Source organism: Nonomuraea sp. NPDC052116 (assembly GCF_040680035.1).
GTDB classification, from domain to species: domain Bacteria; phylum Actinomycetota; class Actinomycetes; order Streptosporangiales; family Streptosporangiaceae; genus Nonomuraea; species Nonomuraea angiospora_A.
On the sequence record NZ_JBFAWA010000008.1, the window covers coordinates 310,022 to 324,265 of the forward strand.

9 protein-coding genes are annotated in these 14,244 nt (G+C 70.7%); all 9 read left to right on the plus strand.

Annotated elements, in window-relative coordinates; translation table 11 throughout:
- Positions 1-37 precede the first annotated feature (37 nt).
- The 9 genes from cbiE to AB0L65_RS18115 all read left to right on the plus strand — a co-directional run bounded on the left by cbiE (position 38) and on the right by AB0L65_RS18115 (position 14,080).
- A complete protein-coding gene (gene cbiE / locus AB0L65_RS18075) occupies positions 38-1,213 on the plus strand; it encodes a precorrin-6y C5,15-methyltransferase (decarboxylating) subunit CbiE (RefSeq protein ID WP_350731892.1) in 1,176 nt (391 codons plus the stop codon).
- Between the two features lie 70 nt (positions 1,214-1,283).
- Positions 1,284-2,129: a sirohydrochlorin chelatase gene (locus tag AB0L65_RS18080; RefSeq protein WP_364246454.1), complete on the plus strand. Its 846-nt coding sequence runs from the start codon at positions 1,284-1,286 to the stop codon at positions 2,127-2,129.
- A 13-nt stretch (positions 2,130-2,142) separates the two neighbouring features.
- Complete coding sequence (cobT, locus tag AB0L65_RS18085; RefSeq protein WP_364246457.1) at positions 2,143-3,213, plus strand: nicotinate-nucleotide--dimethylbenzimidazole phosphoribosyltransferase; 1,071 nt, start codon at positions 2,143-2,145, stop codon at positions 3,211-3,213.
- A gap of 24 nt (positions 3,214-3,237) precedes the next feature.
- Entirely contained in the window at positions 3,238-4,251 is a 1,014-nt protein-coding gene (gene speB / locus AB0L65_RS18090; RefSeq protein WP_364246459.1) for an agmatinase, read from the plus strand.
- 81 nt (positions 4,252-4,332) lie between these two features.
- Positions 4,333-5,565, plus strand: coding sequence for a uroporphyrinogen-III C-methyltransferase (cobA, locus tag AB0L65_RS18095; RefSeq protein ID WP_364246461.1), 1,233 nt, complete (start codon positions 4,333-4,335; stop codon positions 5,563-5,565).
- A 62-nt stretch (positions 5,566-5,627) separates the two neighbouring features.
- On the plus strand, positions 5,628-8,117 hold the full coding sequence (locus AB0L65_RS18100) for a dynamin family protein (protein WP_364246463.1): 2,490 nt from the start codon (positions 5,628-5,630) through the stop codon (positions 8,115-8,117).
- The gene (locus AB0L65_RS18105) at positions 8,114-9,736 is read left to right on the plus strand and encodes a YfjP family GTPase (RefSeq protein WP_364246466.1); all 1,623 of its coding nucleotides are present in this window, start codon (positions 8,114-8,116) and stop codon (positions 9,734-9,736) included. Before AB0L65_RS18100 ends, AB0L65_RS18105 begins: the two co-directional genes overlap by 4 nt.
- 1,150 nt (positions 9,737-10,886) lie before the next feature.
- Positions 10,887-11,684 (plus strand): single-stranded DNA-binding protein, encoded by a 798-nt coding sequence (locus tag AB0L65_RS18110; protein WP_364246469.1) that lies wholly within the window; start codon positions 10,887-10,889, stop codon positions 11,682-11,684.
- 1,187 nt (positions 11,685-12,871) lie between these two features.
- On the plus strand, positions 12,872-14,080 hold the full coding sequence (locus AB0L65_RS18115) for a GGDEF domain-containing protein (protein ID WP_364246472.1): 1,209 nt from the start codon (positions 12,872-12,874) through the stop codon (positions 14,078-14,080).
- Positions 14,081-14,244 lie beyond the last annotated feature (164 nt).

Sequence of the window (14,244 nt, forward strand, 5' to 3'; positions counted from 1 at the left end):
GCAGCCGTCACCCTTGAGGTGAGGACGGTGAGGCGTGATGATCACGGTGGTCGGGTGGGACGGGCACGAGTTCTCGGCGAAGGCGGTGGACAAGCTCCGCGAGGCGAAGCTCGTCGTGGGCCCCGACGCCGTGCTCGGGCAGCTCAGGCTCTCCGCGCCGACCGCGGCCGACGGCGCGCTGCTCGAAGTTCTGGACGATCACCTCGAACACGGAGAAGGTCCCGCGGTCGTGGTCGCCGAGGGCGATCCCGGATTCTTCGGTGTCGTCCGCACGTTGCGGGCCCATGGCCTCAAACCGGAGGTGGTGCCGGCGATCTCGCTGATCACCCGCGCCTTCGCCCGTGCCGGGCTCAACTGGGAGGACGCGCTGGTCGTGGCCCCGTCCGGGCCGGGCCAGATCGACCGGGTCGTGAACGCCTGCCGGGCCCATCCCAAGGTGGCGCTGCTGGTCGCGCCCGGCGTCGGCCCCGGCGAGATCGCCAGGGAGCTGGCGCCGACCACGCCCCGCGCGCTGATCGTCTGCGAGGACCTCGGCGGTCCGGACGAGCGGGTCACGCACAGCCGCATGGGCGAGGCCACCACCAGGCCGTGGAAGGACCCCGACGTGGTCCTCGTCATCGACCCGCTGCACCAGCCCAAGGAGCCGGGCTGGCTGGCGGGCGCGCAGCCGGGCCCGGCCGAGTGGGCGCTGCCGTTCGAGGGGGCGCTGCCGCCGGAGGTACGGGCGTTCATCCTGGCCAAGCTGGGCCCGCGGCTCGGCGACCTGGTCTGGGACGTGGGCGCGGGCGAGGGCGAGATCGCCGTCGAGTGCGCGCGGATGGGCGCCGCCGTCGTCGCCGTGGAGCGCGCGGAGGAGTCCTGCGCCCGGCTGCGCGCCAACGTGCTCAAGCACGGCGTCAAAGTGGCTCTGACCAGGGGTCAGGCGCCGCCGGCGCTGGAGCCGCTGCCCGACCCCGACGCCGTCTACGTGGGCGGCGGCGGCCCCGACGTCGTGGTGGCCTGCGCCGCCCGCGGCCCGCGGACGCTGGTGTGCTCGCTCAGGAAGGTCGAGCAGGTCACGGCCGTGCTCCAACGGCTGCGCGAGCACGGCTACCGCGGCGAGGGCACCCAGATCCTGGCATCTAGACTGACGCTCGACCCCGACGGCTCCCACCGTCTGACCGCCTCCGACCCCGTGTTCGTCGTGCATGCGACCCCCGCGCACACAGCGTGACCTGTTCCCTACCGGGGCGCATCGGTTATCCTCGCCTGTCTTTGTCTAACGCACCGGAGATTCCCTCACAATGAAGCCGCCGCTCCTGCTGATCGGGCAGGGCTCACAAGATGATGCCTACGCCGCGGAGTTCGGCAGGTTCGTACACCGGCTGCGTTGCCGGCTGGACCAGACGGGCGCCGACGTGTCCGGTGGCTACCTGGAACGTGCCTCTCCGCGGCTGAGCGACTCCGTCGCCTCCCTCGTCGCCAAGGGGCACCACCGGATCGTGGCGCTGCCGATGAGCCTCAGCAGGATGAGCGAGGAGTTCCCGGCCGCGATGGAGCTGGAGCAGAAGCGGCATCCGACGCTCATGTACGACTACGGCCGTCCCCTCGGCCCCGACCCGCGCGTGCTGGGGCTGCTGGCCGAGCGGCTGAACGAGGCCGCCGCCGAGATCTCCAAGCCGCGCGCCCTGGAGCTCGTGGGAGCCAGGCCCCGGCTCCGCGCGGTCGACTCCCTGCCCGTCGAGGACCACCCCGTGCACATCGAGCCGGGCGAGACGGCGGTCGTGCTGGTCGGCGAGGGCTCGACGGACGCGACCGCCAACGCCGAGGTCCACCGGGTCTCCCGGCTGTTCTGGGAGACGTACGCCTACGACTTCATGACCGTCGAGACCGCGTTCGTGTCGGTCACCCCGCCCGGGGTGCCCGGCGGGCTCGAGCGCTGCCGCCGTCTCGGGGCCAAGCGCGTGATCGTGGTGCCGTACCTGCTGTTCGCGGGTGGCATGCTGGAGCGCGTGTGGGCCCAGGCGCTGGCGTACGGCGCGGGGCACCCCGATCTCGACATCCGGTGCGCCGAGGTGATCGGCGACTGTGAGACCCTGGCCGACGTCGTGATCGACCGATATGAGGAAGCGCTCCAACTCGTCCCGTAAGTGGAGGTTTGCCGTGCTCGCTGAGACGCTCGCCGCGATCCGTCCCGCGGATCCTCGAGCCATCGCCGAGGCCCGCGCGTACCAGGACCGCCTCACCAAGCCCCGCGGCTCGCTGGGCGCGCTCGAGGAGATCGCGGTACGCCTCGCGGGGGCCGCGGGCGCCACCCCGCCGCCCATGCCCGAGCCCGCGGCGCTGGCCATCTTCGCCGCCGACCACGGCGTGCACGCGCGTGGCGTCACCCCGTGGCCGCAGGAGGTCACGGTGCAGATGGTGGCCAACTTCCTGTCCGGCGGCGCGGTCGCCAACGCCTTCGCCGCCCAGGCCGGCGTGTCCGTGACGGTCGTGGACGTGGGCGTCGCCGCCGACCTGCCCGACGCGCCCGACCTGGTCAACCACAAGATCGCGTACGGCACGGCCGACCTGTCCGAGGGCCCCGCGATGAGCGTCGACCAGGCGGTCAGGGCGCTGGAGGCCGGGATCGGCGTGGCCCGCGACCTGGTGGCATCGGGAGCCCGGTGCCTGATCACCGGCGACATGGGCATCGCGAACACCACCGCCTCCGCCGCCCTGATCGCCGTCTTCGCCGGCCGTGACCCGGCCGAGGTGACCGGCAGGGGCACGGGGATCGACGACGAGACGTTCGACCGCAAGGTGGGCATCGTCCGCGAGGCCCTGCGCACGAACGGCCTGTCGGGGGCCCTGGCCACGCCCAGCGACGCCCTGCGGGCCCTGGCGGCGGTCGGCGGGTTCGAGCACGCGGCCATCGCGGGCTTCATCCTGGGCGGCGCCGCCGCCCGCGTGCCGGTGATCCTCGACGGCGTGATCGCCGGCGCCGCCGCCCTCGTGGCCGCCGCGCTGGACCCGGCCGCGCTCGACCACTGCATCGCCGGCCACCGCTCGGCCGAGCCCGGCCACGCCGCCGCGCTCGCCCACCTCGGGCTGCGCCCGCTGGTGGACCTGGAGCTGCGGCTGGGGGAGGGCACGGGCGGCCTGCTGGCGTATCCGGTGGTCTGCGCGGCCATACGCGTGATGCACGACGTGGCGACGTTCGATTCGGCGGGAGTGACCGAAAAGACCGTGTGATGATGGAGGCACTGGAGGTGAGCGGTGTCCCGTTACGGCCCCATGTACGGTCCTGACATCACGTTCCTGGGCGTGGACCGGTGCGACGTCAACGATCCGGCCTCCTACGAGGACGCCGACGTGGTGATCGTCGGCGCTCCCTTCGACGGGGGCACCAGCAACCGCCCCGGCGCCAGGTTCGGCCCGATGGCGCTGCGCCAGGCCTGCTACCTGCCGCACGACGGCTCCAGGCCCAGCCTGGCGCTGCGGGTGGACGCCCTGCGCGACCTGCGGGTGCTGGACGCCGGTGACGTCGAGTGCTACTCGGGGGACGTCGAGGGCTCGCTGGCCGCGATCGAGGAGGCGGTGCACCGCGTGGCCGCCTCCGGAGCGATCCCGCTGGTGCTCGGGGGTGACCACACGGTGGCGCTGCCGGACGCCCGGGGCACCGCGAGGGCGTGCGCGCCCGGCCGCACGTCGATGATCCACTTCGACGCGCACGCCGACACCGGGAACATCGCGTTCGGCCACCTCTACGGGCACGGCCAGCCGATGCGGCGGCTCATCGAGTCGGGGGCCATCCGGGGCGACAGGTTCCTGCAGATCGGGCTGCGCGGCTACTGGCCCGAGCCGGAGACGCTGAGCTGGATGGCCGCCCAGAACATGCGTTCGTACGAGATGACGGAGATCGTGGCCCGTGGGCTGGAAGAGTGCCTGACGGAGTCGTTCGCGATCGCGCTCGACGAATGCGACCAGATCTTCCTGTCCGTCGACATCGACGTCTGCGACCCCGGCCACGCTCCCGGCACCGGCACGCCCGAGCCTGGGGGACTGACCGCCAGGCAGTTGCTCGATGCTGTTCGCCGCATCTGTTATGAACTGCCCGTGGCCGGCATGGAGGTGGTCGAGGTGGCGCCGCCGTACGATCACGCGGACATCACCGCCTACCTGGGAAACCGGGTTATCCTTGAAGCGCTTTCAGCGATGGCCAGACGCCGGAAGGACGCTCAGGGCGGGCCTCGCTGGGACCCGCGGCAGCCCCTTCTCGACGGCCGTTGACCCGTGCGCAGCAAATGACGCTTCCGGAGCCGGTAGGTTTACGTCCTAACACAGAACCATCGCGAACGGGAGATTCCCCCCATGGGCCCCTACCTCCTCGGCCTGCGGCTTTCCGGCCGCCGGGTCCTCGTCGTGGGCGGCGGGCGCGTCGCACAGCGGCGGGTTCCCGCGCTGCTAGAGGCCGGTGCGGAGGTCACGATCGTGTCGCCGAGTGTGACGCCGGCGCTCGACGACCTGATCGCCGCCGGCAGGGTCACCTGGCACGACCGGCCGTACGAGGTTGGTGACTGCGACGGTGCCTGGCTCGTACAGGCCTGCACCGACGACAGATCCGTCAACACGGCGATCGCCGCCGAGGCGGAGGCCAAACGCGTGTGGTGCGTGCGGGCCGACGACAAGGACGCCTCGGCCGCCTGGACGCCCGCCACCGGGCGCGTCGAAGAGATCAACGTCGCCGTCACCGCGGGCGGTGATCCGCGCAGGGCCGCCGGCATCAGAGACGCGGTCGTGGAAGCCCTGCGCGACGGCACGGTCGACGCCCGGCGCAACCGCACCAAACCGGTCGGCGTGGCGCTCGTCGGCGGGGGCCCCGGCGATCCCGGCCTCATCACCGTGCGCGGGCGGCAGCTCCTCGCGCAGGCCGACGTGGTGGTCGCCGACCGGCTCGCGCCCCGGGCCCTGCTCGACGAGCTGGCCCCCGACGTCGAGCTGATCGACGCCGCCAAGGTCCCCTACGGCCGCTCGCTCTCCCAGGAGACCATCAACGAGCTGCTCGTGGATCGAGCCAGACAGGGCAAGTTCGTGGTCCGGCTCAAGGGTGGCGACCCGTTCGTGTTCGGGCGCGGCGGCGAGGAGATGATCGCCTGCGCCCGGTCCGGCATCCCCGTGCTGGTGGTCCCCGGCATCACCAGCGCCGTGGCGGTGCCCGGCGCGGCCGGGGTGCCGGTGACGCATCGGGGCGTCAGCCAGGAGTTCCACGTGATCTCCGTGCACGTCGCGCCCGACGACCCCAAGTCCACAGTCGACTGGCCCGCCCTGGCCCGTTCCCAGGGCACGCTGGTGCTGATGATGGCCGTCGAGCGGCTCGCGAAGGTGGCAGAAGCGCTCATCCGAGACGGACGTCCCCCGGAGACTCCCGCAATGGTGGTACAGGACGGTACCCTTCCGACCCAGCGGGCGGTCACCGCTTCCCTTTCCACCGTGGCCGACCGCGTGTCCGCGGCTGGGATCCGGCCGCCGGCGATCGTCATCGTCGGCGACGTCGTGAGGGTCGGCCAGGAGGTCGAGATGGTTCGAGCGGAGCGCTTGCCGTGAACACGGCCATGGATGATGGGCGGCAGGAGTCACCGGGAGAGCAGACGTTGAGCTTTCGCCCGGTGGGTGACGAGGACCTGACAGAGGTCCAGGGCGACGACGCCTTCGATGCCTTCGGCACGAAGAAGGCGCGGAAGAAGCCCGCGGCTTCCCCCGAGCCATCGGCTCCGGGGGAGCGGGAGGCTGCCGCGGCTTCCACGGGGCCACCGGCGCCGGAGGAGCCCGCCGAGGCGGTTACGGCTGACGACGACGTGCCTGAGGAGGCCGGCGATCCCGTGGAGCGGCCTTCCCTCTTCGTGAAGCCCGCCTCGCTCGGTGGTCCAGGGCCTCGCAAGGCGCCGCCCGTACCTCCGTCTGACGGCGAGCCCTTCTTCGCGGCCTTCGCCACGGAGGACTCGTCCGACGAGGAGCCCGAGCCGTCGTCGCCGGACGGGCCGCCGTCACTCGACGAGCAGCCTCAGGACGACGTGGCGACGGAGGACGACGAGCCTCAGGACGCGGAGCCTGGTGACGGCCAGCCTCAGGACGCCGAGCCGGGCGAGGAGCGGCCTCACGGCGCGGAGTCGGCATCCGGGCAAGCCCGGGACGTGGAGTCCGCCTCCGGGCGGCCTCAGGGCGCGCAGACGGGCGATGAGGAGTCGCAGGCCGAGCCGACGCTCGACGAGCCTTCTCCGGCCGACGAGAGCTCCCAGGCCGACGAGACTTCCCAGGCCGACGGGGCGGATGGCGACGAGCCGGAGGCCGAGCGGCAGCCCCGCGACGGCGATGAGCTTCGTGATCGCGAAGAGCCGCGTGACGGCGCGGAGCCGCAGGAGGACCAGGCGGCACCGCAGGAGAGCCAGGAGCCGGCGAGGAGCGAGAAGCCCGGAGGCGGCGCGGCGACCGGGGAGAAGGCGGGGCGCGGCGAGGCGCTGCCCGCCGAGGCCGCCAAGGCGCTCACGGCGGCGCTCGGCACGCTCCGGGAGAGCGTCGCGGACCTGCGCTTCGGCCTCGACCTGCCCGGCGCGGACGAGGCCAGGCAGACGCAGGCCGAGCTGCTGGCCCAGCTGGAGGGCTACGTGCTCCCCCGGGTCAGGACCAGCGCCGCCCCGGCCCTGATCGTGGTCGCGGGCTCCACCGGCGCCGGCAAGTCCACCCTGGTCAACACGCTGGCCGAGAAGAACGTCTCGCGCACCGGCGTACGCCGCCCGACCACCGGCACCCCCGTGCTGGTCTGCCACCCGGAGGACCGGAAGTGGTTCGCGGAGGGGGAGCTGCTCGCCAGCCTCCAGCGGCTCGACAAGCCCGCCCCGGAAGCCGGGGCGCGGAGCATGGTCGTGGTCGCGACGGAGAAGCTTCCGCAGGGCGTCGCGCTGCTCGACACCCCCGACATCGACTCGGTCGTCGAGGAGCACCACGAGGTCGCCCATCGCATGCTCGACGCCGCCGACCTGTGGATCTTCGTGACCACCGCGGCCCGCTACGCCGACGCCCCCGCCTGGAACCTGCTGAAGCTGGCCAAGGAGCGCGGCGCCCGGCTCGCGATCGTGCTGTCGCGGGTGCAGCCCAGGTCGGCTGAGGTGGTTCTGAAGCATTTCGTACGGATGCTCACCGAATACGGCCTGGGCGAGATCGACAGGTTCGTCATCAACGAGGCGAAGGTCACCGACGGCAGGCTGCCCGACAGCGAGGTCACCGACCTGCGGCTCTGGCTGGCCGAGCTGTCGGTCGACGAGGAGCGCAGGGCCCAGGCCGTGCGCGAGACGCTCAACGGCGTGCTCAACAGCTTCCGCACCCGCGTACCCGCGCTGGCCAGGCACCTGGAAGGTCAGGTCGCGTTCAGGACGGAGCTACGCAGCGACGTGGAGGCGGCCTTCCGGGGCGCGCTCGGCGAGGTCGACAAGGCGTCGAAGAACGGCTCGCTGCTGCACGGCGAGGTGCTGGCCCGCTGGCAGGAATTCGCGGGCTCCGGCGACCTCGTGCGCTCGCTCCAGGTGCGCAAACGCGGCCGGTCGGACAAGCATGCGCCGGAACGGGTGCTGGCGTTCAAGGCGGCGATCCGGGCCGGGCTCGAGGCGGTGATCGTCGCCGCCGCCAACCGCGCCACCGAGGAGGTGGTCGCGCGCTGGCGGCACCGTTCCGAGCTGGGCGCCACGCTCGGTGAGGGCCTCGACAGGCCCTCCGACAATCTCGTACGTCACGCCGGTCGCGCCATCGCGTCGTGGCAGGAGCACCTGAGCGAGCTCGTACGCACCGACGGCGTGGCCAAGCGGTCGGTGTCGAAGCTGGTGTCGTTCGATCCCGACTCGCTCTCGTTGATCTTCACGGTCGCGATGTTCAGCGGGACCAACGGCGAAGGGGTGCCGCACCGGCTGGTCAACGCGCTGCTCGGCGCGGAGTCCCTGCGTGGCATCGGGGCCAAGGCGCTCAGCGATTTGCGGGCCAGGATCGGCATGCTGTTCGACGAGGAATCCATGCGTTACGTGCAAGCCCTCGACACCGCGGGCATTCCGGACGAGTCCGTGGCGACTCGCCTCTACCAGGCGACGTACAACCTCGAGGTCGCCCGATGACCACCATGGCGACCAGGCCCGGGCTGGCTCCGCGGTTGTCCGCGCTCACCAAGGTGGTGGAGCACGGCCCCGGGCGGCTGGACAAGAAGCTGCTCACCGAGGCCAACACGCTGCTGACGCAGGCCGGAGACCGGCTCAAGCTGTCCTCCGAGCACACCGTCGTCGCCCTGGCCGGCGGCACGGGCAGCGGCAAGTCGTCGCTGTTCAACGCCATCTCGGGGCTGGAGCTGTCGCCCACCGGCGTGCGCCGGCCGACCACCGCCCGTACACACGCCTGCGTGTGGGGGCTGGAAGGCGCGGGCCCGCTGCTCGACTGGCTGCAGATCCAGTGGCGGCACCGCTTCTCCCGGGCCAGCGCGCTCGACAAGGGCGACAGCCAGCTCCACGGGCTGATCCTGCTCGACCTGCCCGACCACGACTCGATCAGGGCCCTCACCGACACCGAGGCCGACCGGCTCATCGGCCTGGCCGACCTGGTGGTGTGGGTGCTCGACCCGCAGAAGTACGCCGACGCGTCCACGCACCGCCGCTACGTGACGGAGCTGGCCGGGCATGACGCGGTGACCGTGTTCGCGCTCAACCAGGCCGACAGGCTCACCAAGGAAGAGCTGGCCGAGCTGGTCATCGACCTCAACGACCTGCTGCGCCGCGAGGGCGTCGAACATCCCAGCGTCGTACCCACCTCCGCGGTTACGGGCCGCGGCATCGAGAGCCTCCGGAGCGTCATCGCGACCGCGGTGGCCCGCAGGCGCGCCGCCATCCAGAAGCTGGAGGCCGACCTGCACCGGCTGGAGCAGCGCCTCAGCAAGGCCATGCCGCTGGGCGAGGCCCTGTCGGCGCCGTCCTCGGTCGACGAGGCCCGCCGGATGGGGCTCACGGACGCGCTGTGCGACGCGGTGGGCGTACCGGCCGTGGGCGAGGCCATGGAGAACGTCTACGCCGAGCGGTCGAGCCACTGGGTGGGCTGGCCGTACCCGCGGTGGTTCTCGAAGTTCCGCTCGGACCCGCTCAGGAGCCTGCGCCTGCAGGACCTGGGGGAGGAGATCCGCGGCATCACGACCGGCTCGGTGAGCGCGCAGTCGGCCGAGGTCGCCAACGCCGTACAGGCCCTCGCCGACGGGTTGTCCGGTGGGATGCACCCGGTGTGGCGCACCGGGGTCCACCAGGCGGCCCGCTCCCGCTCCAGTCAGCTCCCGCAGGCCCTCACCGAGGACCTCACGGAGATCGCGCCGCAGCTCGACCGCGTACCCGGGTGGTGGCGCGCGCTCAAGGTGTGGCAGTACGTCCTGGTGGTCGCCTTCGTCGCCGGCCTGGCCTGGCTGGCCGCGGGCCTGCTGATGCCGGGACAGCTTCCTCCGTCCTTGGAACTGCTGGGCGACAGCGCGACGCTGCCGTGGGTGGGGCTGATGATGGCGTCGGTGCTGGGCTTGGGAGCACTGTCGGGCATCGCCTCCCGCAACTTCGTGGAACTGGGGGCTTCGCGGGAGCGGGAGCGCTTGGAGCGCGAGATGCGGCGCCGCGTGGCCGCGGTGTCGACCACGATGGTCGTGGAGCCGGTCGAACGCGAACTGACCCGCCACCACGCCTTCTACACAGCCCTACGCGACCTGTCCCCCTGACCCTCCCCTCGCCCGCCGCTCCACCAGACCCCCAACCAAACCTTCCTCCACCAGCCAGGGCCCGCCCCGCTCCCGTCCTATGGCCATCCGGACGCGCTCTACGGTCATTCGGAGCCGCGTGTTACGGCCGTTCGGGTCCGAGTCCCACGGCCGTTCGAGGTCGCGCCTACGGCTGTCCGGGATTGCGTGCTGCGGTCGTTCGAGCCCGCGTACCACGCCCGTTGAGGCCCGAGTCCCAGGCCATTCGGGCCTGCGCCCTACGGCTGTTCGGGGTTGTATGCGGCAGTTGTTCGAGTCCGCGTGCTATGCCCGCTTGGGGCGGCGTCCCACAGCCGTTCAGGCTTGCGTGCTACGCCCGTTCGGGCCTGCGTCCCATGGCCGTTCGGGCGCCGTGGTACGCCCGTTCGGGGCCGAGCCCCACGGCCGTTCGGGCCCGCGCCCTACGGGTGTTCGGGGTCGCGTGCGGCGGCCGTTCGAGTCCGCGTGCTACACCCGTTCGGGGCCGTGTCCCACGGCCGTTCGGGTCCCCGTGCTATGCCCGTTTAAAGCCCATCCCACAGCCGCGTTCGGGGGTGCATGCTGCGGCCAGATGCGTCCGCGAGTCATGGCCCTTGGCGCTTACGCACTGTGGTCGAGTGCGCTCGCCAGCCACAGCCCTGATCTTCGACACTCGCCTGCGACGGCCGGCTGTTCCTGCGTCCGTCCTATGGCCTCTTGTGCCCGCTCGCTGTGGCCAGATGCAGCTGCCAGCACCGCCAACCGGCGCCTTCGAGCACCGGTAACTGGCACCTTCGAGCACCGGTAACTGGCACCTTCGAGCTTCGGTCAGATGGCCCGCCTCCTACGTCATTTTATGCAGGCACGCAACGGCTCGATGCGCCGGAAGCCCCTAGCATCCCCGTAGGTCGGGCGGGCTGATACCTCCACCGTAAGCAGCCTCCCCACGGCAGATAACCACCTACAGCCTCCCCTCACGCAAAGCCCCGTTGCCTGACAGAGGCCTCACCGCCAACAGCCCTCTCATCCACAGGCTCAACCCATCCAGCCCCACTCATCCACAGAACCCCGTTCCAGAGCTCGTGCCCAAGCCCATCCCCGGCACCCTGATCCCAGATCGCGGGCAGCCGGCCCGCCGCATGGGAGGCACGGGATGAACGACATTTACATCACACTCACCGGCAACGTCGCAGCAGAGCCGAGGCAGTACAGCTTCGATGACGGCAGCAGGGTCACCTCACTGAAGGTGTTCTCCTCACATCGCTACTTCGACAAGAAGGCGGGGCAATGGGTGGACGGCGACAGGGTGTGTTTCACGGTCCGCTGCTGGCGTACCTTGGGCGACAACGTCGCCTCCTCCATCCGGGCAGGCCACCCTGTGGTGGTCTCCGGCAAGCTGCGCATCCGCGAGTTCGGCCCGGAAGGTGACCGCCGCTTCGTGCCCGAGATAGAGGCCAGCGCGGTCGGGCACGACCTGCGCTGGGGCACCGGCGTCTTCGCCAAGCCGGACCGTTCCGGAGTCACCTCGATGAGCAAGGAGATGCGCGACCGCCTGGACGAGGAGACGCGCGACTGGGCCATGGGCACCCGCAGCTTCCGAAACCTCCCCCGCTCCGGCTCCGCGCCCGAACCCAACCCCTTCCACGCCCTGAGCACCGACCGCGACTTCCCCAGCATCTCGGGATCGGACGAGGAGGCACACACCCAGGAGCCCGAGGGCGACACCCTGCGATCAGGAGAAGCCACCAGCACCGCAGACTCCTCAGAGGGTGAGGACAACATCATGCGCTCCGCAGGGGAGGCGAGCGGCAAGAGGCGCACCCCGAGCACAGGAGACCACACGGTCCGCTTCCTGGGCCCCGAGACCGACGAGACGACGAGCAAGGTGGGCGTCGACGAGGAAGATGGAGCCGCGGAAGAGCCCTTGCTGGAGGAACGAGCAGCGGCGTAGGAGCACGCGAAGGGGCACCGCTCGGCCAACCGGTGCCCCACACGCCCAAAGGGGCGGGCCCAACTGGGAAGTCGACCGTCTGCGGTGCCACTGGTGTCGCTCACGCCCAGGGGGTGGACCCGGCGGGGAAGTCGGCCGTCTGCGGTGCCCACCGATGCACTCAAGTCCAAGGGGCGGACGCCGACCGGTCAACGGCGCTTGCCTGTGCACATGCGGATGCCACGGCCGGGACCGCAAGATGCCGCAGCAGCAGCGACATCGAGCGCAGGCGCGGAAGGGAAGGCGGAAGCGAAGAAGGCCCTTCGAACGGATGGCATCGAGGCAGCCAGCCCTCAAAAAGGGGCGGCGGAAGGAGTTGGCTTCTCGAAGGGATGGCACGACTGGAGAATCCGGAGACGAGCGGCTCCTGGAGAGCGAGCCATGAGGCAGCAATCACAGAAGGCGAGGTCTTCGTGAGCGGAGCTGTGGCAGGAGACACCCTCGCGAGTGGAGCTGCGGCGGCAGAAGCCGTAGGGGGCGATACCTAATGAGCGGAGTGGCGGCGGCAGTGACAGAGGGAAAGCCTTCGCGAGTGAGTTGTGACGGCAGTAACCGGAGAAGGACAGCGCTCTGGCATATGCCGAGGCCCTGGCCGAGATAGGAGAAAACCGGGACGCGGTTATCGGAGCGAGAAATGCAACGGGGAAGGAGCCAGGCGAGCGAAGAGGGTGTAGGCGAAGACCAAGGTGGAGGGGAAGGGTGAGGCGAAAGGGAAGGCTGAGGTGAAGGCAAGGGTGGGGCCAAGGGAAAGCTGAGGCGAAGGGGGAGATTGAGGTGGAGGGGAAGGAGGGGGGAGGGGGCACCGGCCGTGGCCCGTTTGACTGGCACCCCCGAGGGCGGCCGATGGTGTGTTGTCCGCGGCAGATGGCTAGAGCATCTGTCAGGTCCAGGTCACGCCCCGCACCATGGCTGCTCCTTTCCGGCACGGCTGTCCAACACGACCCACTCGCGGCATGAGCAGGTGTGTGTAGTCAGTGCCAACGTATCCGTTCCCATCGCACATCGCACACTCCGCAATTATTGTGTTACACATCGTTAGTTAGGGAGGAGACGAGATGGCGGCGACCAGTCACGCCTCGATCGGGTCTCGCGACGGTGTGTCAACATTGGCCGGCCGCTGGCCGTTGCTCGGGCAACGTCGCCCGCTCGTGATCTATTTGTGTGCGATCGTCGCTCTCGACCTTGCCGCGATCATGGTGTTCGCGGTGACCACCGTCTTCCAATGGTGGGACCTGGTCACGTTCAGTGCTCTCATGGCGTGCGGCGCGGTCTGTATCGAGGCCAGTCGGCGGCTGGGCATGCCCGCCGGCGTCTCGCGAGACCTGCTGTCGGCGTGGTGGCTGCCGGTTGCGTTGCTTCTGCCGCCGCTTTACGCCATTTTCGCGCCGATCGTCCTGCAGATTCTGCTCCAGGTACGCGTGCGTGCGACCGTTCTCTACCGGCGGGTGTTCAGCGCGGCCGCCATCGGTCTGGCCGGGTGCGCGGCGTCCGTCACGTTCCACTGGGTGATCGAGGACCCGTGGGTGCTGTCGCTCGGGAGCGGACCGCCGATCCTTTGCGCGGTCGGGGCGGCTGTGCTGTTCTCCCTGCTCAACATCGCTCTCATCGCCATCGCCGCCCACACCGCAGACCCCGACATGCCGTGGCGGGAGGTCCTGTGGGACAGGGAGAGCGTGCTGCTGGACATCGTCGAGCTCTGCCTGGGCGTGACGGTCTCGATCTGCTGCGGACTCAACCTGGCCCTGCTGATCCTGACGTTGCCGCCGGTGGTGCTGCTGCAGCGCAGCCTCCTCCACGCTCAGCTCCAGGCCGCAGCCCGTACAGACGCCAAGACGGGCCTGCTGAACGCCGCGGCCTGGCAGCGCGAGGCCGACACCGAAATCGTCAGGGCTCGCCGGACGGGCGAAACCCTGGCGCTCCTGATCATCGACATCGATCACTTCAAACGGGTCAACGACGCCTACGGACATCTGGTCGGCGATCAGGTGCTGGTGGGGGTGGCATCCACGTTGCGCAGCCAGCTGCGAGACTACGACGTTGTGGGGCGGTTCGGGGGCGAGGAGTTCGTCGTCCTCCTGCCTGGCGCCGACATCCACGAGGCCCGCCAGGTGGCCGAACGCCTCCGCACCCGCATCGGCCACATGGCCATCCCCGTCGACGACGCCCTCGTCAGGGTGACCATTTCGACGGGGGTCGCGTTGATGAGCGTGCACGGGGACGACCTGATCGACCTGCTGGCGGCCGCTGACCTGGCGCTTTACCGGGCGAAGGAGCTGGGGCGGGACCGTGTCTGCATTCCCGTCGTCCAATCACCCTCTCCTCCACGCTCCCTCCCCAGCGACGATCACAACTCCTGACCCCCTGAGCCCCACTGGGTTGGCTGCCGGCTCCGCTTGGGATGTCGGTTCGGCGGTCCCGTCCGCCTCACTGGGTTGGCTGCCGGCTCCGCTTGGGATGTCGGTTCGGCGGTCCCGTCCGCCTCACTGGGTTGGCTGCCGGCTCCGCTTGGGATGTCGGTTCG

Excerpts from the sequence above, each read along its gene's own strand:
- cbiE (WP_350731892.1), top strand. The coding sequence starts at position 38 with ATGATCACGGTGGTCGGGTGGGACGGGCACGAGTTCTCGGCGAAGGCG.
- AB0L65_RS18080 (WP_364246454.1), top strand. The coding sequence starts at position 1,284 with ATGAAGCCGCCGCTCCTGCTGATCGGGCAGGGCTCACAAGATGATGCC.
- cobA (WP_364246461.1), top strand. The coding sequence starts at position 4,333 with ATGGGCCCCTACCTCCTCGGCCTGCGGCTTTCCGGCCGCCGGGTCCTC.
- AB0L65_RS18105 (WP_364246466.1), top strand. The coding sequence starts at position 8,114 with ATGACCACCATGGCGACCAGGCCCGGGCTGGCTCCGCGGTTGTCCGCG.
- AB0L65_RS18110 (WP_364246469.1), top strand. The coding sequence starts at position 10,887 with ATGAACGACATTTACATCACACTCACCGGCAACGTCGCAGCAGAGCCG.